The 17,483-nt window shown below is 66.6% G+C and carries 19 protein-coding genes; 3 read left to right on the top strand and 16 right to left on the bottom strand.

Features of this window, described 5'->3' with window-relative positions:
- Window positions 1–72: 72 nt before the first annotated feature.
- From WC585_RS10255 to rnr, 9 genes are read right to left on the bottom strand one after another with little or no spacing between them, the layout of a single operon-like run.
- The gene (locus WC585_RS10255; protein ID WP_373257863.1) at window positions 73–1,086 is read right to left on the bottom strand and encodes a Rieske 2Fe-2S domain-containing protein; all 1,014 of its coding nucleotides are present in this window, start codon (window positions 1,084–1,086) and stop codon (window positions 73–75) included.
- A complete protein-coding gene (locus WC585_RS10250) occupies window positions 1,083–2,255 on the bottom strand; it encodes an ATP-grasp domain-containing protein (RefSeq protein WP_373257861.1) in 1,173 nt (390 codons plus the stop codon). Before WC585_RS10250 ends, WC585_RS10255 begins: the two co-directional genes overlap by 4 nt.
- Window positions 2,248–3,510, bottom strand: coding sequence for a cell division protein FtsA (locus WC585_RS10245; protein ID WP_373257860.1), 1,263 nt, complete (start codon window positions 3,508–3,510; stop codon window positions 2,248–2,250). Before WC585_RS10245 ends, WC585_RS10250 begins: the two co-directional genes overlap by 8 nt.
- Entirely contained in the window at window positions 3,497–4,288 is a 792-nt protein-coding gene (locus WC585_RS10240; RefSeq protein ID WP_373257859.1) for an MBL fold metallo-hydrolase, read from the bottom strand. Before WC585_RS10240 ends, WC585_RS10245 begins: the two co-directional genes overlap by 14 nt.
- Before the next feature lie 53 nt (window positions 4,289–4,341).
- Window positions 4,342–5,328 (bottom strand): NAD-dependent epimerase/dehydratase family protein, encoded by a 987-nt coding sequence (locus tag WC585_RS10235; protein WP_373257857.1) that lies wholly within the window; start codon window positions 5,326–5,328, stop codon window positions 4,342–4,344.
- Window positions 5,325–6,311 (bottom strand): 3-oxoacyl-[acyl-carrier-protein] synthase III C-terminal domain-containing protein, encoded by a 987-nt coding sequence (locus WC585_RS10230; RefSeq protein ID WP_373257855.1) that lies wholly within the window; start codon window positions 6,309–6,311, stop codon window positions 5,325–5,327. Before WC585_RS10230 ends, WC585_RS10235 begins: the two co-directional genes overlap by 4 nt.
- Window positions 6,312–6,371: 60 nt before the next feature.
- Window positions 6,372–6,785, bottom strand: coding sequence for a DUF5990 family protein (locus WC585_RS10225; protein ID WP_373257853.1), 414 nt, complete (start codon window positions 6,783–6,785; stop codon window positions 6,372–6,374).
- A gap of 4 nt (window positions 6,786–6,789) precedes the next feature.
- Entirely contained in the window at window positions 6,790–7,497 is a 708-nt protein-coding gene (locus tag WC585_RS10220) for an NUDIX domain-containing protein (protein WP_373257851.1), read from the bottom strand.
- A complete protein-coding gene (gene rnr / locus WC585_RS10215; protein WP_373257849.1) occupies window positions 7,494–9,827 on the bottom strand; it encodes a ribonuclease R in 2,334 nt (777 codons plus the stop codon). The genes WC585_RS10220 and rnr overlap by 4 nt, the downstream gene beginning before the upstream one ends.
- Window positions 9,828–9,944: 117 nt before the next feature.
- On the opposite strand from rnr, the gene WC585_RS10210 reads away from it, so the two are divergent.
- Genes WC585_RS10210 through WC585_RS10200 form a run of 3 tightly spaced genes read left to right on the top strand, consistent with a single transcriptional unit; the run spans window position 9,945 to window position 13,317 of the window.
- Entirely contained in the window at window positions 9,945–11,348 is a 1,404-nt protein-coding gene (locus tag WC585_RS10210; protein ID WP_373257847.1) for a pyridoxal-phosphate dependent enzyme, read from the top strand.
- 2 nt (window positions 11,349–11,350) lie between these two features.
- The gene (locus tag WC585_RS10205; protein ID WP_373257845.1) at window positions 11,351–12,154 is read left to right on the top strand and encodes an alpha/beta hydrolase family protein; all 804 of its coding nucleotides are present in this window, start codon (window positions 11,351–11,353) and stop codon (window positions 12,152–12,154) included.
- The gene (locus WC585_RS10200) at window positions 12,151–13,317 is read left to right on the top strand and encodes a cystathionine gamma-synthase (protein WP_373257843.1); all 1,167 of its coding nucleotides are present in this window, start codon (window positions 12,151–12,153) and stop codon (window positions 13,315–13,317) included. Before WC585_RS10205 ends, WC585_RS10200 begins: the two co-directional genes overlap by 4 nt.
- A gap of 18 nt (window positions 13,318–13,335) precedes the next feature.
- Here the strand turns inward: WC585_RS10200 and WC585_RS10195 are convergent, their stop codons facing one another.
- The 7 genes from WC585_RS10195 to WC585_RS10165 all read right to left on the bottom strand — a co-directional run bounded on the left by WC585_RS10195 (window position 13,336) and on the right by WC585_RS10165 (window position 17,355).
- Window positions 13,336–13,593 (bottom strand): hypothetical protein, encoded by a 258-nt coding sequence (locus WC585_RS10195; RefSeq protein WP_292174513.1) that lies wholly within the window; start codon window positions 13,591–13,593, stop codon window positions 13,336–13,338.
- A 198-nt stretch (window positions 13,594–13,791) separates the two neighbouring features.
- On the bottom strand, window positions 13,792–14,004 hold the full coding sequence (locus WC585_RS10190; RefSeq protein WP_292174515.1) for a cold-shock protein: 213 nt from the start codon (window positions 14,002–14,004) through the stop codon (window positions 13,792–13,794).
- 222 nt (window positions 14,005–14,226) lie between these two features.
- A complete protein-coding gene (locus tag WC585_RS10185) occupies window positions 14,227–14,829 on the bottom strand; it encodes a fasciclin domain-containing protein (protein WP_373257841.1) in 603 nt (200 codons plus the stop codon).
- Window positions 14,830–15,047: 218 nt separating this feature from the next.
- Window positions 15,048–15,260 carry a cold-shock protein gene (locus tag WC585_RS10180; RefSeq protein ID WP_055828888.1) on the bottom strand — a complete coding sequence of 71 codons (213 nt, stop codon included), beginning with the start codon at window positions 15,258–15,260 and terminating at the stop codon, window positions 15,048–15,050.
- Window positions 15,261–15,410: 150 nt separating this feature from the next.
- Entirely contained in the window at window positions 15,411–15,635 is a 225-nt protein-coding gene (locus WC585_RS10175) for a hypothetical protein (protein ID WP_373257839.1), read from the bottom strand.
- A gap of 37 nt (window positions 15,636–15,672) precedes the next feature.
- The gene (locus WC585_RS10170; RefSeq protein WP_373257837.1) at window positions 15,673–16,389 is read right to left on the bottom strand and encodes a TorF family putative porin; all 717 of its coding nucleotides are present in this window, start codon (window positions 16,387–16,389) and stop codon (window positions 15,673–15,675) included.
- 33 nt (window positions 16,390–16,422) lie between these two features.
- Window positions 16,423–17,355 carry an NAD(P)H-dependent flavin oxidoreductase gene (locus WC585_RS10165; RefSeq protein ID WP_373257836.1) on the bottom strand — a complete coding sequence of 311 codons (933 nt, stop codon included), beginning with the start codon at window positions 17,353–17,355 and terminating at the stop codon, window positions 16,423–16,425.
- Window positions 17,356–17,483: the final 128 nt, after the last annotated feature.

Below are 17,483 nucleotides of genomic sequence, written 5' to 3'. Positions count from 1 at the left end.
CGTTGCCAAGCCAGATCGGCCCTGTCGAGAGGCTGAACACAATCAGATGTTTAATGACCAACCGGTGACATGTCAGAGTTGGTGCTCAAACGGTCCTTCATGACCGGGCTCCAGGCGCTCGCCATTGAACAACCGCGACACGCGGGCCCCCAGCAGGTCGCCGGGGCCTTGCAGGAAACGGGGGGCACCGAAGCGCTCGATATTGTCCAACTGCTGCGCCAAGGCATGTCGGTCCTGGCGCACGACCGGATCAAGAAACACTCGGATGGCCCGCTCCTTCAACCAGCCGGGGCCGCGCCCCTTCGGCGTGGTGAAACAGGCGAACGGCATCAGGCTGGCTTCGGTCACCGGGGTGAAGAAGACAGTGACGCACAGGGTCAGGCCCTTTGGCCCCTCCCAGCGTGCCTGGACCGTGGTCGGCCCATTGAGCCGGGTGCGACTGCGATCGCGGGGCGGCTCCAGCAGGCGGGACATCCAGCCCAGGTCCGGCTGGGGCTGTTCAATGATGGACTCGATCCAGTCCTCGCCCGAGGCGACGCTGAGCCTGACCGGCACGCGCCGGGTACTGCGCCGGATGATGCCGTCGTGGATGAAGTTGGTGTGGAAGGGGTCCAGCACATTCTCCAGCGCATCCAGCGCCCGCCCGCGCCACACCCCCTGCGACCACCAGAAATGATCGTGCCCCTCCGCACCCCAGTCGGTCAGGTCGGGCAGGGGCGCGGTGGCGTCGCCATCCAGCCGGACCAGCACCGCGCCGTGTCGCTCCATGACCACCACCGGCGTGGCCGCCAGCCGCTGCGACTGGCCGTCGGCCAGAGCGCATCCCGGCACCTCGACGCAGGCTCCGTCGCCCGCGAACCTCCAGCCATGGTAGGGGCATTGCAACGCGCCCTCGACCAGCCGCCCCTCCGACAGCGGATAGTTGCGATGCGGGCAGCGGTCGATCAGGGCGCTGACCCCTCCGACGGTTCTGAACAGGACCAGCGGCACCCCCGCCACGGTCCGGGCGAGCGGCCTGTCGGTCACCTCGCGCGACAGGGCCGCCATCTGCCAGCTGGATTTCAGGCTCGCGGGAAGCGGTGTCATGGTCTCTCCCATAGCGCAGGCGTCAGCGGCTGTCCGTTCCACTCGATATCGGCGGTCATGGCCTCGGCGAGGCCATGTCCTGATGCCAAAGCCCGCAGGCCGAACCCGGCGGCATCCATCAAGGCACCGAGCGGGGGCAGGGGGTCGCCGGGGGCCGACACGATGTCTTTCGAGCGGCCACGGTTCGTGCGCCATTTCGACAGGCGGCGCGTCCGCAAGGCCTCGGCCACACCGAAGCTGTCCAGCATCACGCCATTACGCCAGTCGTCGGACGCAGGGTCCGCGATCCCGCACCCCAGCAGCGCCCGACCGAACTCGGCGCTGCGTCCAAACAGATGCACGCCGCTGGTCGCGCGGGGATTGCACTCGATCAGCCAGGGTTTGCAGGTCGCATCGACGATAGCGTCACAGCCGAACTGTCCCGTGCCGACGAAGCTGGCCAGGGTCGAAGCCATTTCGCGCAGGCGATCCAGCACACCCCCTGTCAGAGGCTCGAACACATAGGCCGCTCCGCCCCGTGTTCGCCAGTCGGAGCGATAGGCGCTGAATGCGGACATTTGGCCTTCATGGGCCATGGCATACAGGCTGACCTCCTCGCCCCGGACGCCGTCCTGGACGATCCACGGCTGGTCGGGTGATGGCGACAGTCGGGCCAGTTGCTGCGGCGTCGGCCCAATCAGGGTGCGGGCCCCAAAGCGGGACCAGGCGGGCTTCACCACGACCTGGCCGCGTGTGGCCTGCATCATCAGCGCGTCTGCATCGGTAGCGGTCGTGCTGTCCGGCACGGGCAGGCCGAGCGTCTGGCACAGGTCCGCAAACTGGCCCTTGTGATGCAGGCGCGTCAGCCGGTCCATCGGCGGGGCGATCACGCGGTCCGACCAGCCGTCGGCTTCGGCCAGGGCCACCAGGTGGAAGACCTCCTCGCAGGTCGGGATGACGGCTGTGGGGGCCAGGCGATCCAGCAGGCAGCGCATGTCCGCCGCAAACCGCGCGGACTCGCGCACCGGCGACGCGTGTCGATGCACCGTTGTCGGCGCGCAGGACCATCGCGCGATCCGGGCCGGGACACAGTCGGCCATGTGGACCTCGAACCCGGCGGCCTTCAGGTTGCGGGCGATGTCCAGCGCAGCGGGCGCACGGGCTCCGGTGACCAGGACCCGCTCAACCATCGGACCACCGGATGCGTCGGCGCTTGACCCCGTGGACGGGCGTCTGCGGTAAGGCCGTTACCGGCAGGTGGAGGCGGTAGGTCGCCAGCAGGCACGTAACGGCTTCGGCAACCCTGCCCGCATGCATGCCCACGGCCTCGACGACGACCCCTTCGGTCGAGGCCGTGGCGCGCCAGTCAACCTCCGCGCCCAGGGCCGCACTGACGGCGGTTTCCACATCGCGCGGCGGGATGGTGACGCCGGGCCAGCGCCACAGGTCTTCCAGCCGTCCCTCGACCGGATGGATGGCGCTCAGGGGTGAACCGCAGGCGCATGGCTTCCCGAGCGGCTGCAACAGGTCGCCCAGCCGGACCCGGATCATCGGCTGGCTGGTCCGGCGCAGATCGGTGATGATGGGCACGAACCTGTCGGAGCCGGGCATCGGCTCGCGCTCGACGATCAGCACATCCTCGTTGAGGTGCAGCGTGCCGTGCCGGCAGGACGCGGCGATGAAACCTTCGGTGGCCTGATACAGCGGGTCCGGACGCGCCTTCAGCACCGACCCGATCCACGCATGCTCGGCCTCTCCCATCGACTCGGCCCCGTAGAAGAGGCGGCGCAGGGACCAGGCCTCGCGGGCCGCCTCCGTTCGATGCACCAGGTCGGCCAGCACATGCGGCGGGGCGATCAGGATGTCGGGACCGAAGGCGTGCAGACGCTGGAACCGTGCCGCAGCATCCTCGCCCAGGCCCACGAACAGAAAACGGATACGGCCCGTCTTGCCCGCGTCCTGATACAGGCGGTTGTCCGCGCGCAGGCACAGGGCGATGCGCAGGGGCCTGATCAGATCACGCACCGGCAGCAGCCGCGCCAGCAGGTGGCCCAAGTATGCGGCACGCTCGGCTTCGCTGTTCAGGAACAGGCCCGGCGTTCCCAATGAGCCGGTGGAGAAACCCGCCGCCACGCCGGGGGCGACCAGGCCATCGCCACCCATTTCAGCATCGCGGGCGCTGGCTTCAGCCTGTTCCCGCGTCAGGCCGAGTGTGTTCCAGTTCTGGAAACCCGTGCGAAGCTCGCGCGGCCCCATGATCGGAAACGCCCTCAGCGGTTGACCCGCCAGATGGGCGACGGCGGGCGTGGCCTCGATCACCGGGGTCATGCGCCGCCACAGACGCGCCTGCCGCGCTTCCACATCGCGTTGTGTCCGCAGGCGCAAGGCCGACCAGCGCGCGTCCAGCCACGCGGCGGCCAGTGCGCTCTGGTCAGGCCGATCCATGGCCACCGCTCTCGTGCGCGACCTCGCCGCAGTGCGAGGGGGTGACGGCGATGTCGGGGTTGCGCTGCCACAGCCGGTGAAGATCATGCAACGTCCGGCGACAGACCTCGGTGTCGCCCAGCAGGCCGGTGGTCAGCCTGGGCGGCGGGGCGTCGTCGCGCACGGCCCCGCTCGACCAGGCCGCATCGCCGATAAGGAACCGAAACTGATCGTCGTGCTGTCGCACTAGCAACCCCCAGTGACCGGGACAGTGGCCGGGCAGGGGGACGGCGATAAGAGAGCCATCACCCAGCAGATCCGCCCCCGTCTCGAAAGGTGCCAGATCGGCGGACAGGGCGGTGCGGGGTCTGTCCTCGAACCAGACGGCGCGGTCTGTAAGATCCGCAGGGGCCAGGGCGCTGAGCACACCCTTGCGGACGCGGGACAGCCGGTTGCCCCGCACCAGAAGTTCCGCTCCCGCTCGGGCGCAGTGGATGGCGGCCTTGGGAAAGCGATGCAGGCCCGCGACATGGTCGCCGTGGAAATGGGAGATGACGATGGCGGTGACGTCTTCGGGCTTGACGCCAAAGCGGGGAAGTTGCTCGGCGACCGCCTCTTCGGGTTTGAAATCGACAGGTGTCGTCCAGCGATAGAGGCGCTCCGGAAAAGGCTGCGTCGCCGCAAAAAAGGCGGGGTCATAGCCGGTATCGAACAGGATCGGCCCGGCGTCAGGATGCAGGATCAGGGCGACCAGGGCCGGAAACTCTACACTGCGCCAGGATGCGCCTTCGCGGGTCATGGCCTCCGGGTGCCGACACGCCCCGGCTCTCAGGATGTGGACGCGGCAGGCCTTCACCGGGACGCCATATCGGGCGCGATGGCCAAGGCCGTCTCGACCGCGTCATGCTCCGGCTCGTAACCCAGCAGGGTGCGCGCCTTGGTCAGGTCGAAGGCCTGCGACCAGGCCAGGGTCGACAGGGTGTAGGGCGTCAGGATCGGCTCTGGTCGGCCTGGCAGGATGCGGCAGACGGCGTCGGAGACGACAGACAGGGCCTGTCCCAGCCAGAGCGGCAGGGGCACGATCTTCACCGGCACGCCCAGCCTGTCGCTCAGCCGCTTAACCAGCGTCGCGATCGGCAGGGGCCGCCCCCCGGAGATGTTGATGGCCTGTCCGCCCGCCGCCTCCCTGTGCTGATCTGCCAGCATCAGGGCGCGAGCTCCATCGCGCACATCGGTCAACTCGACCAGAGCTTCGCCCCGGCGGAACAGCGGGAACCGCCCCTTGCGGACCAGCCGCAGGATGCGCGGCAACAGGACCGTGTCGTCCGGCCCGATGAGCGCGCGCGGACGGATGGCGGCAGTGCGGAAACCGGGCCTGTCGGCGGCCAGAACGATCTTCTCGGCCTCGCCCTTGGTGCGGGCATAGGCGTTCAGGGGGCGCTCGGGCCAGGGCGAGGCTTCTGTGAGGCCCGTCTGATCCCGCCATCGCGCATAAACGGACGGCGAGGATACGAAGACGAAACTGCCGACGCCTGATGCCTGCGCCGCCGCCAGCAGCCGCCGCGTCGCCTCGACATTGGCCAGGTCGAACGCCTGATCCGGTCCCCACGGGCTGGACAATCCTGCGACGTGGAAGACGGCATCCCGGTCAGCGCAAAGGCGGTTCAGATCGGTATCGAGCAGGTCGGCCGCCACGGTCTCGGCCCCCATGGTCGCCAGCCGCGCCAGAGCCGCAGGCTGGCGACCCGTGGCCCGTACGACATAGCCTTCGTCCAGCAGGGCCCGCACCAGAGCAATGCCCAGTCCCCCCGTCGCTCCGGTGACAAGCGCCCGTCTCACGTCCGCAGGACCATGGCCGCAGCACTGATCCCGGCCGCCGTGCCCAGCATCAGCACCGTGCTGCCGGGGCGTACCAAGCCGCGTGCCTTCGCCTCGACCAGGGCGGTCGGCAGGGAAGCCGCGATCTGGTTGCCGTGGGTGGCGAAGATGTCGATGACCCGCGCGGGATCACCCCCCATCAACCGCCGCACGTGTTCCACGCCAGGCGCGCTGGCCTGGTGGCAGATGACTAGATCGACCGTCTCTCGCGTCAGTCCCGCCTCGTCCAGTCCACGATCGATCAGGCGGGGCAGGGACCGCGCGGCGGCCTTGAAGATGCCGAACGCATCCATGTGAAACTTTGCGCCCTCGCTCAGGGCTTCCAGCCCGTGGTCGATGCGGATGCGGGTGCCGCCGGACTTCAGCGTGGCCAGGTCCTTGCCCTCGCCATAGGTCTCGAACCCCCGCGCCAGCAGGGCGGGGCCTGACGGATCGTCCGTCGCCTCGACGCAGATCGCCGCCGCGCCGTCTCCGAAAATGGCCGCCGACGCAGGGGTGTCCCAGTCCAGTCCGGCCGAAGCGATGTCGCTGGCCACGATGACGGCGCGACGGAACCGGCCGGTGGCGAATCCCATGGCGGCGATGTCGAGTGCCGTCACGAACGACAGGCAGGTCTGGTTCACATCGAAGGCCCATATGCCGGATTTGCCCAGACCCAGCGCCTGCTGGATCAGGATGGACGTGCCTGGAATGGGCTGCTCCATGACCGCGCACGCTCCGATCAGGACGTCGAACTCGCCGTCACGCCAGCCCGCATCGACCAGGGCGCGCCGGGCGGCCTCGGCCCCCATCATGGAGGTGGTTTCGTCGGGCGCAGCCACGCCACGGGCCGCTATCCCGAACTGTTCCTGCGTCCAGCCGGAGGGTTGTCCGAAAACGATATCCAGCGCCTCGGACGGGCGTCGCTCGCGCGGGGCATAGACCCCGTATCCCACGATGTTCATCGGCGTCATGACGGCAGGCTTACGCTGAGGCTTGGGCGGCGTCTATCGGTGCCAACCTGTTCAGACCTGACGCCAGGGATGCAGCGGTCGAACCGTCGCGCAGGCCGGGGTTCCATCCCTGCCGCGGCCGGGCAGTACCGCCTCCAGCACCTTTCCCTGCCGCGCGAGGACCAGCAGGTCGGGTGGAATGTCGTGCACATCGATCTTGGCCCTGCGGCTGAACACCCGTTCGTCGCTTCCCGCCTGACCGCCGATGGCGATGTAGACGAAGCGCCGCGTCGGCCCCTCGGTGCGTACGAACGGCCCCAGCATCCGCCCGTCATCCGACAGCCGGACGGGCACGTCGAAAGACAGCGGACCCTCGCCTGCGATCACCGCATCGACCGGCGCATTCGTCCTGTCCTGCAAACTGTAGTGCAGCCCCGCGACCGGATCGGCGATGGTCAGGCGCAGGGTGATGGGCGTGTCGGCCATGGGCTCAGTCCTGATGCTCGACTTTGTGGGCACCGCGAACCATGCGCACGAACGGCAGCGGGCGACGTGGCTGCACGAGCCTCTCGGCCACCTCGCCCAGTACGAAGCGCGTGATCGCCGGCAGGTCCAGCGCCCGCGCTTCCGCCAATGGCATCCAGGCGATCTCGTCCAGTTCGCCAGAGCCCGCCGTCGGCTCGGGGTGCAGCAGAGCCTTTGCGTCTGCCATGAAGAAACGGGCGTCGAAACGGCGCGTCCGTCTCGGCGGCGTGATGGCGCGGGCCACATAGGACAGGGCTGCCAAGTCGGGCAGGGCCCCGACCGCGCGAAACTCCCGCCACGGCCCGGCGACCGAAGCGACCGGCGCGGGCTCGGCCAGCATCAGGCCCGTCTCCTCGAAGGTTTCGCGTACCGCCGTGAGCGCCAGGGCGCGGGCGCGGCGGGCATTGCCCTCGCGGGCCAGGCGGGCGGCGTCCTGATGCGGCAGATCGGTGGCCGACGCCGCGGTGTAATCCGCCCGCTCGATCCGTCCGCCGGGAAACACCCATTTCGACGCCATGAACACGTGCCCCGGCGCACGACGCCCCATCAGCACTTCGGTCGATCCGGATGTGCCTCGGGTGAGGATCAGGGTCGCTGCATCCTTCGGATTCTGGCGCCCACCGATGCGTGGGGCGTCGGCCAGGTCCTGGGCGGCGTCGAAGGGCTGGGTCACTTCCGCTTGCCCTTGCGCACCCCTTTCAGCCCACCGGAGGGCTTGCCGCCGCGACCGCCCTTGGGTGGTTTCGGCCCACCGGGGCGGGTTGCTCCCCGCTTGGGAAAGCCGTTGCCGCCCGGACTGCGCGCCCGGACACCCAGCCGGGGAGCGGGCGCATTGGGATCGCGCGGGGCAGGATCGGACAGCATCTCGAACACCAGGCCGCCGGTGATCGGCGTGGCCTCCTGCAGCTTGACCTCCACATTGCGGCCCAGGGTCCAGCGCTGGCCGCTGCGTTCGCCGACCAACGCGTGAGCCTTGTCGTCGTGATGGAAATACTCGCCGCCCAGCGACGAAACCGGCACCAGTCCGTCGGCTCCTGTCTCGTCCAGACGGATGAACAGGCCGAACCGCGTCACGCCGGTGATCCGTCCGGTGAAGGTCGCGCCCACCCGCTCGGACAGGAAGGCGGCCATGTAGCGGTCCATGGCGGCGCGTTCGGCGGCCATCGACCGGCGCTCGGTCTGGGTCACCTGTTCAGCGATGGCCGGCAGTTCGACGATCTCCCGGTCCGTCAGCCCGTCCTTGCCCAGGTTCAGCGCCCGGATCAGGCCCCGGTGCACGATCAGGTCGGAATAGCGCCGGATCGGCGAGGTGAAGTGGGCATACCTGTCCAGGTTCAGACCGAAGTGACCAATGTTGTCAGGGGAATAGATTGCCTGCATCTGGCTGCGGAGGACGACCTCATTGACGACCTCGGCGTGTGGCCCGTCGCGCGTCTCATCCAGCAGGGCGTTCAGTCGCTTGGTGGTCGGGGCTTGTCCCTTGTCCCACGGCTTGCCGATGGTCTGCAGGAAGTCGGCCAGGTTGAAGGTCTTCTCCTGGCTGGGCGTCTCGTGAATGCGATAGATCAGCGGGGTACGTTTCTGCTCCAGCGTCTGGGCGGCACAGACATTGGCCTGGATCATCATTTCCTCGATCAGCCGGTGCGCTTCCAGGCTGACGCGCGGTTCGATGGAGGCAATCTGGCCGTCGGGCGTCATGCGGATGCGCCGCTCGGGGCTTTCGATGGCCAGCGGGCTGCGTTTCAGACGCCCCTTCAGCATGGTGTGATAGGCCGTCCACAGCGGCGTCAGGATCGCGTCCATGATGGGGCCGGTGGCGTCGTCAGGCTGACCGTCGATCGCCGACTGCGCCTGCTCGTAGGACAGTTTGGCGTGGCTGCGCATCAGGCCGCGCACGAACTTGTGCCCAGTCTTACGCCCGCCCTTGTCGAAGACCATCCTCACGGCCATGCAGGCGCGGTTCTCGCCCTCCTTCAGGCTGCACAGGCCGTTCGACAGCCGTTCGGGCAGCATGGGCTCGACGCGGTCGGGGAAGTAGGTGGAGTTGCCCTTGTCGCGCGCCTCGCGGTCCAGATTTGTGCCGGGCCGGACGTATGCGGCCACGTCGGCGATGGCGACCCATACCACCCAGCCGTCAGGGTTCTTCGGGTCGTCGTCCCGCATGGCATAGACGGCATCGTCGTGATCGCGTGCATCGGCCGGGTCGATAGTGATCAGCGGCAGGTCGCGCAGGTCCTCGCGGCCCTTCAGCGACGGCAGTTCCTGATCCTCGGCCTCCTTCTCCACCGCCTCGGAGAAGCCCATCGGCACCTTGTTGGCAGCGATGGCGATCAGGGAGGCGGCACGGGGATCGTCCTCGCGGCCGATGATCTCCAGGATCTTGCCGCGCTTGGGACCATAGCGGTGGTCGCCTTTCTCAATGGAGGCGAACACCAGATCGCCGTCCTTCAGGCTTTCGGCCTGGGCGGGCGGCACGAACAGCACGTCCTTGGAGCGGCGATCGACGGGCTCGACCCGCACCTCGCGGTTCGACTTGCGGATGACGCCCAGAACGCGGTTGGTGTCAGTGTCCAGAACCTTGATGATCCGGGCTTCCCAGCCATCCGGACCGCGTTCGAACTTGGCCAGGACACGCGCCCCCAGGCCCACGGCGGGTCCGGTCTTGCCAGTCTTGTCCGGTACCAGAACGGCCCGTGGGGCGTCCTCGGACGCCTCGACCAGCCGCACATAAAGGTCGCCGTCCGTATCGCGCTCGCTGACGTCGGCCACACCGACCGGGGGCAGGGCCCCGACCTCGGCAAAGCCCTTGCGGCCGCGCTTGCCCAGTTTGCCAGCGGCTTCCAGTTCGCGGATCATTTCGCGCAGCATGCGCCGCTCGTGGCCCTTCAGGCCGAAGTGTCGGGCAATATCGGTTTTCTCGGCCGTGCCCGCCTCGCGCAGGAAGGCCAGCAGGGTGTCCGGATCGGGGAGGCCGGCGGGTGGCCGGCTGGATGATTTTGTCATTTGGAATCCTTGATACCGCGCTTTGGCTCTCTTCGAGAGGTCAAATTCTCGCGCGGCGTGTTGTGATGAGGGGGAGGCGCGCCTAGCTTCCGGCGCGAACGTCCCTCGGAGTTATGAATGTCTTTGGCCCCCACGCCCGTCCTGTCCGGTCCGACCGGTTCCTTGCTGGACCTGATCGGCAAGACGCCGATGGTGGAGGTGACGAAGATCGATACCGGCCCGTGCCGCCTGTTCCTCAAGCTGGAGGCCCAGAATCCGGGCGGGTCGATCAAGGACCGTATCGCCCTGTCGATGATCGATGCGGCGGAACGGGAGGGATATCTGAAGCCCGGTGGCACCATCGTCGAAGCGACGGCCGGGAACACGGGTCTGGCGCTGACGCTGGTCGGTCAGGCCAAGGGTTATAAGGTGCTTCTGGTCATCCCCGACAAGATGTCCAAGGAAAAAATCCAGCATCTGCGCGCCATGGGGGCTGATGTGCGGCTGACGCGGTCGGACGTCGATCACGGCCATCCCGAATATTACACAGACATGGCCGAGCGTCTGGCCCAGCAGATCCCGGGCGGATTCTTCGTCAACCAGTTCGCCAACACGGCAAACTCAGAGGCGCACGTTCGGACCACAGGCCCTGAAATCTGGGAACAGATGGGGCATGACATCGACGCCTATGTCGCCGGCATCGGCTCGGGCGGCACGATCACCGGGGTGGCGCAGTATCTGAAAAGCCAGGGCTCGAACGCCCAGATCATTCTGGCCGACCCGGTCGGTTCGGTCCTGGCCGGCATCGTCAACGATGGCGTCCCCAGCCCGGAAGGCAGCTACACCGTCGAGGGTATCGGCCAGAATTTCGTGCCCGATACGGCGGACATGAGCCTGATCGACAAGGCCTATTCCATCCCCGACAGCGAGGCGATCTCGACGGTGCGGGACCTGCTGCTGAAGGAAGGCATTCTGGCGGGATCTTCGTCAGGCACCCTGATCGCCGCCGCCCTGCGCTGGTGCCGCGAGCAGACAGAGCCCAGGCGTGTGGTGACCTTCGTCTGCGACACTGGGGCCAAATATCTGTCGAAGGTCTACAATGACGCCTGGCTGGCCGATCAGGGGTTGGGCGAACGCGAGCTCCATGGCGACCTGTCGGACCTGATCACCCGCAAATACGCAAACGGCGACGTGGTCGTGGCCGGGCCGGGCGACACCCTGGACACAGCCTTCAAGCGGATGCGCGGTGCCGACGTGTCTCAGCTTCCGATCATTCAGGATGGCCGGCTCGTCGGCATTCTGGACGAAAGCGACATCGTGCATGTCATGAATACCGACGAAATCACTCGCAAAGCCCGCTTCGCCAAGCCGGTGGGTGAGGTCATGACGCGGGATCTGGACACGGTTCAGGTCGGCGAGCCGCTGGACGCCCTGATCCCCCTGTTCGACCGCGACCGGGTGGCCCTGGTGCTGGACGGCGAGCAGTTCGTCGGGCTGATCGCCCGTGTCGATCTGATCAACCATCTCAGCCTGAACCGGTAGTTATGCGGGTGCCGCTGATCGCAGTGGTCCTGGCGGTGGCGGCCTCAGCCACATCGCCGGGCCACGCGCAGTCTGTTCAGACCCCGCCACAGGTCGGCATCCCCGGCTGTGCGGACGATGTGCAGGTCCGGGCCTCGCGTCAGTCGATCACCTTCGACAGCCGGGGGCGTGCGATCCGCGCCCATCTGTATGCGCCGCGCGGCACGCCCAATGGTCTGGGCATAGTCTTGCTGCATGGCGGTACAGGGTTCGAAATGAACTCCATCCTGTTCGACGCCCACGCCATCCAGCTGGCGTCGCGGGGCTATCATGTTCTTCTGCCGGCCTATTTCGACGCGGCCGCCCCGGACCCCACGCGCCGCACTGTGACGGCGCGGGCGTGGCGACAGGTGGCGCTCGATTCGCTCAGCGAGCTTGAGACGCGCCCCGGCGTTGAGCGGGGCCGTGTGGCGCTTTGGGGCTATTCGCGCGGTGCCGGCGTGGCCGTCAGCGCGGCGACGGTTCCGGACAGTCCCGTCCGGCGCATGATCCTGGCTGCAGGGGGAGGCTCGGCGGACGTCTCGTTCGAGGGTCGGGACGTCGCGGCCCTGGTGCTGCATGCCCGGAGCGATGAAGCCGTTCCGGTACGTGCCAGCCTGGCCATGGCCGACGGCCTCCGACAGCGAGGGGCCAGGGTCGATGTTCAGGCTCTGGACTTTGACGGGCATCAGTACGACTTGCCGACCTGGTGCTCGGTCATGAGCCGGACGCGCACTTTCTTGGAGCAGGATGCCTCCAGTCCAGACGAAAACGAGGATATCCGATGACTACGCTCAAGAACGCCCAGGGCTTCTCCACGCGCGCGATTCACGCCGGCCAGCGTCCTGACCCGACGACAGGCGCGGTCATGACCCCGATCTACGCCACCTCGACCTATGCCCAGGAAAGCCCGGGCGTGAACAAGGGGTATGAATACGCACGGGGCAAGAACCCGACGCGCGAAGCCTTCGAGGCGTGCCTGGCCGACCTGGAAGGCGGAACCCACGGCTTCGGCTTTGCCAGCGGAATGGCGGCGACCTCGACGGCACTGGAACTGCTGGATGCCGGGTCGCACATCGTCACGGGCGACGATCTGTACGGCGGTTCATGGCGTCTGTTCGAGCGCGTTCGCCGCCGCTCGATGGGGCTGGACTTTGCCTATGTCGATCTCAGCGACCTGGCTGCCGTCGAGGCCGCCATCACGTCGAAGACGAAGATGCTGTGGGTCGAGACCCCGACCAATCCGATGATGAAGCTGGCCGACATCGCCGCCCTGTCGGCGATCGCCAGGGCGCATGGCATCCTGCTGGTCGTCGACAACACCTTCGCCACGCCTTTCAGCCAGCAGCCCCTCTCGCTGGGGGCCGACATCGTCATGCATTCGGCGACCAAATATCTGAACGGCCACTCGGACATCATCGGTGGGGCGCTGGTGACGGCAAACCCGGACTTGGCCAAAGAGATCAAGTTCCTGCAGAATTCGATCGGCGGCGTGATGGGACCGTTCGATGCCTTCCTGGCCAATCGCGGCCTGAAGACCTTGGGCCTACGCATGAAGGCCCACAACGAGAACGCCCTGGCCGTCGCCCGCTGGCTGGAAGACCGCAAATCCGGTGTGGCTCAGGTCATCTACCCGGGTCTGATTACCCATCCCCAGCACGACCTCGCCGCGCGTCAGATGAACGGGCGGTTCGGGGGCATGGTGACGGTGATCCTCGACGGCGACCTGGCGAGGACGCGCCAGGTGCTGGAGCGGGTGCAGGTCTTCACCCTGGCGGAATCGTTGGGTGGGGTCGAAAGCCTGGTCAATCACCCGGCCATCATGACCCACGCCTCTGTGCCGAAGGAGGTTCGTGAGGCGGGCGGCGTCACCGATAACCTGATCCGCCTGTCGGTTGGTGTGGAAGAGGTCGAAGACCTGATCGCCGATCTGGATCAGGCCCTCGGCTGAAGGCGCTCTCTGCGAACGTCAGGCGACCTTGGACGGCAGGGCGGTCTGGTGCCCGGACGCGGGCACGACCTTCTTCTTGGCGGGTGCGCGCTTTTTGGGGGCGGCGGCGGGCAGGCCGGCGCGGCGCACAACCTCGTCGTCGATCAGCGGGATGATGTCAGCGGCTGTGGTCGCCTGAACGGGCGATCCGTGACCGACCATGCGGGCGGCATTGGCGCGCAGGGCCTTCAGGTCAGCGTCGCTCATTGTCGGCAGTTTTTCGGCCAGGGGGGTCATGGCGTGATCCTTCTTTGAAGGGCGCTATCGCTCGCCTCGCAGAGGCTCGCTACCTGAGCGCCAGATATGGGCATCCTCGCGCGGCATTCCGGTTCGTCGGGGGGCCGTGGCGCGGAGCTAAATGCAAACGGGCCGGTCCCCTTGCAGAGGCCGGCCCGTCCGCCAGCCAGGATGAGCCTGGCTAAAGGGTATCGAAAACTATTCTGCGGCCTTCAGGCGACCGGCAGATTCCTTGCCCGAACGCGAGTCGCGCTCGATTTCGTAGGAAACCTTCTGGTTTTCGTTGAGCGAACCGAGGTCCGAAACTTCAACAGCCGAAGCGTGGACGAAAACGTCCTTGCCGCCGTCGTCAGGCTGGATGAAGCCGTAGCCCTTGGTGGAGTTATACCATTTTACAGTGCCGGTAGCCATTTTGAGACCTCCGTTAGGCGTTGACCGCCGGAAGAGGTTCCGGGTCGGCCTGTCGGGTCTGGATGGGATCGGCTTTGGACCTCGGTGCGCGATGCAAAGGGGCAGCAGCGTTTCGCAAGTGAGATCGACGAGTACACAGGTGGGCCCTTTCCCCCGGAATAGCAAGGTGCTTGTCCAAAAGGGATGACGGGGTGCCCTTTGGAGCACCCCGCCGAAACGCTCTTAGTTGGGCATGGAGACGGTGTCGGTGACGTGGATGACGCCATTCGACTGGAAGACATCGGCCTGCGTGACGGTCGCCACGCCGCCCATTTCATCGGTCAGGATGACCGAGCCATTGCGGACCGAGGCGGTCAGCAAGCCGCCCTCGACCGTGGTCAGGCGAGCCTGGCCGCCGCCTGCGCGGATCTGTGCCGTCAGGTCAGCGGCGCTGACCCGGCCGGGCACCACATGATAAGTCAGGATCTTGGTCAGGGTCGCGCGGTTGGCAGGCTGGACCAGGGTGTCGACCGTACCGGCAGGCAGTTTGGCAAAGGCGGCGTTGGTCGGAGCAAAGACCGTGAACGGACCCGGCCCTGACAGGGTCGGTGCCAGGCCTGCGGCGGTCACAGCGGCGACCAGGGTCGTGTGATCGGCCGAGTTGACGGCGTTCTCGACGATATTGCGGGTCGGATACATGGCAGCTCCGCCGACCATGACGGTGCCTTGGGCTTCGGCACCGGAGGACATGGGATCCATACTGTCCATCGAGCCACAGGCGGCAGTGGTCAGAGCGCCAGCGGCGAGGGCGGCAACGAGGGCGAGGCGTGTGGGATTGAAGGTCATCGGGGTCTCTCCTGAACAGGCCGTCTGTGCGGCTGCGCGGAAGAGACGATGTCTGGCGGGGGGCGGATGCGCTCGAACCCCGATATGCGACCTCTGGCCACGGGGCGGAACCGGGTGTGCAAATCGGTGTTTCGGCCCTCAAACGAAAACGGCGGCGAAGGCTGAAAGCCCTCGCCGCCGTCTGAAATCACGCGTCGATCAGATCAACGCGAAGGGGTTCAGCCCTCGGTCTTCAGTTGACCAGCCGATTCCTTGCCCGAACGCTTGTCGCGCTCGATTTCGTAGGAAACCTTCTGGTTCTCGTCCAGGCCGCGCAGGCCAGCCTGTTCAACGGCCGAGATGTGCACGAACACGTCCTTGCCGCCGTCATCAGGCTGGATGAAGCCGTAGCCCTTGGTGGAGTTGAACCATTTCACGGTGCCGGTAGCCATAATAGACCTCCTTTTGGCGTTGGCCGCAGGGAACATCCCTGGAGGCCTGTCGGGTCTGTATGGGAGCGGCTGGACCTCGGTGCGAAAGCAGAGGGTGGCGTTACGCAGTAAGATCGACGTTCACGATCATGACGGGTCCGCGTGGCGAAATCAAGCCGGAGCTTCGTCCGGGGTCTCTTCCTCTGGTGCGGCGATGTAGTGTTCCTGGCACAGCTTGCGCAGGGCCGAGGTCAGTGTGGGGCCGTAGAGCGAGTCCTGGATACGCTCGTATCCTTCGGCGGACAGGGCCTGTTTGATCTCGCTTACGGTGCGGCAACTGCCGCTGCGCGCCAGGTCATAGGCGCGTTCGAGGGTGGTCTGACGAAGATTGCTCATGTGACCAATATAGGGCCGCCGACGCTGATTGCGACCCTTAGAAGGCCGCCGATATCCCGAACACCAGACCGTCCTTGTATTGCTCGCCCGGCTCGTTGGCGTCCGTGGCGTGCCAGCGCAGGTCGGCTTCCAGCGTCTGGGTCAGGGCATAGGTAAAGCCCACGTTCCAGCCCGTATAATCGATGCTGTTGTCCTGCTCGCGTCGACCGATGGCGGTCGAGCCGGACAGTTTGTCGGTAAAATCCCAGCTGACGCGCGCCTCGTACCAGGTCCAGGCCTCGGTGGAGCCTGTGCCGTCCGGCGAGTGCTGCAGACGCACGCGGGCCCCGGCCGGGCCTATGGAACGCGACACATCGGCCGTGAACTCCCACGCATCGTCGTCAGCCCCTTGATCGGCGTCGATCTGCCACTTGTGGGTGGCGTTCAGGTCCAGGTCGAAGCCTGCGAACTGAGGCCGGATGCCGACGCCGATGTCGGTTTCCAGGTTCGAGCCGGTCGAGCTGTCGATCGTCTCGAAAGCCGGGCCGGCGTAGAAGAACCCGTCCGAGGTTTCCCAGACGGCTTCGCCCCAGACGAAGGGGTTGCCGTCGGACTTGGAGGCGTCCTTCGAGCGGTTGTCGGTCGCGGCGCCAAAGGCAAAGCTCCAGGGGTCCGAACCATAGTTGGCCAGGACGTCCTGCGGTTCGGCATCCTGGGCCAGGGCCGGTGCGGCGACGGCTGCTATAAGGACGGCGGCGAGGGCGGAACGGATCATGAGGCACCAGACGCAAAAAGAGGCGTCGGGTTCCTAGATGAAAGCGGTCGCTTTGGCGAATTGTGCCGTGGCCTGATGAAATTCCGATGTTAGGCGAGCCACCAGCTCACCCGCTTGAACGACGTCGTGAACCGAGCCGGAGCCTTGTCCAGCCGACCAGACGGTCTTCCAGGCGCGGGCTTCCTCGCCCATGTCCAACTTGTGCTCGGGCAGGGTCTTGGGGTCGATGCCGTTGTCCAGCAGCGACTTGGTCATGAAGTTGGCCGGAATGCCCGAGACCGCAGGTGTATAGGTGATGTCGGTCGCGCCGCTGTCGATCACCATCTGCTTGTACTCGGCCTGGGCAGAGGACTCCGTCGTGGAGATGAAGCGGGTGCCCATATAGGCGAAGTCAGCCCCCAGCATCAGCGCGCCCGCCACGTCCTGACCCGTCGACAGGCAGCCGGACAGCAGGATGGTGCCGTCGAAGAACTCGCGCACCTCGTTGATCAGGGCGAACGGATTGACCACCCCGGCATGCCCGCCCGCGCCATTGGCCACCAGGATCAGGCCGTCGACCCCGGCCTCGGCGGCCTTTCGCGCATGACGCACATTGGCGATGTCGTGGAAGACCACTCCGCCATAGCCATGCACCGCCTCGACCACGTCGCGCACGGCCCCCAGCGAGGTGATGATCAGCGGCACCTTCTCCTCGACCGACACCATCATGTCGGCCATCAGGCGCGGATTGGTCGGGTGGACGATATGGTTGACGCCGTAGGCGGCGGCGTCCGGCGTCAGTCGTGACTTGATCTCCTGCAGCCACTCCCGATAGCCCTCGGTCGTGCGCTGGTTCAGCGAGGGAAAGGTGCCGATCGCTCCGGCATTGCAGGTCTCGACCACCAGATCCGGCCCGGAGACCAGGAACATGGGTGCCGCGATCACCGGCAGCTTCAGACCCTTTTGCAGCGACGCCGGAATGGCCATGACGTTTCCCTCGGTTGTCTTTGAATACGGATAGCGGGCTGTGGCGGGGTAAGGCAAATGCGAAAAAGACGCGAGAACCGCATCTGGAGCGACTGCAGATCGAAGCATCTATGTGTGGTAGAGGTATC

The sequence above is a fragment of the Brevundimonas sp. genome, from assembly GCF_041648055.1.
Lineage (GTDB): Bacteria > Pseudomonadota > Alphaproteobacteria > Caulobacterales > Caulobacteraceae > Brevundimonas.
The sequence above is the reverse complement of the archived record's forward strand: the minus strand, read 5'-3'. Positions and strand labels throughout refer to the sequence as shown.